Below are 568 nucleotides of genomic sequence, written 5' to 3'. Positions count from 1 at the left end.
AAGGCTTTTAAAATAGTTTGCGGGTTATAATGCCATTGTCGTCCATCACGTGCCTTCACATGGGGCGCTTTGGGCAAAAGCTCTACCCATTCAGGCGCTTGGCTAACGGTGGCGTCTTCACATGAAATGTCTTGGCATAAAACGTCTGGACAGAGATCTATTAACGCAGCATGAAATGTTTCTGCATCCCCATCTTTTTGATCTTCGTGAAATTCCTGTTCCATACATTGCCTATTGCTTTACAATTGTCATTGGCAATACAATGCATGAAACTTACTCCCACTATAAGTCTGACACTGTCAGTCAAAAGAGCATTTCTCAAAAAGCACTCTTTTCCCTATTATTCTCCTTGTGAGAGAAACCCCCGTGCCAAACCATCCCATAAAATCGTTTTCAAAGGCACTTCAAAGGCGATAGAGCGCCGTCGTGAAGTTAGAGGTACAATTATCGTCTTATACAAAAAAAGCCCCTCTCAAGCCGTTTTTTTAAAGATTGCTTTTTGGCTTAAAAACATTATATCATTGGAGGTAAGGCGTGAGCCAGTTTTGCCAGGACGGTTTTACCGGAT

1 pseudogene is annotated in these 568 nt (G+C 42.3%); it reads right to left on the bottom strand.

Annotated features, from left to right (window positions below):
* Positions 1–224: pseudogene (locus ACFINZ_RS11885) on the bottom strand (hypothetical protein); the annotation flags it as partial.
* Positions 225–568 lie beyond the last annotated feature (344 nt).

It is taken from the genome of Bartonella sp. AA81SXKL, from assembly GCF_042196945.1.
GTDB lineage: Bacteria > Pseudomonadota > Alphaproteobacteria > Rhizobiales > Rhizobiaceae > Bartonella.
This window is presented reverse-complemented; position numbering and strand designations above follow the sequence as displayed.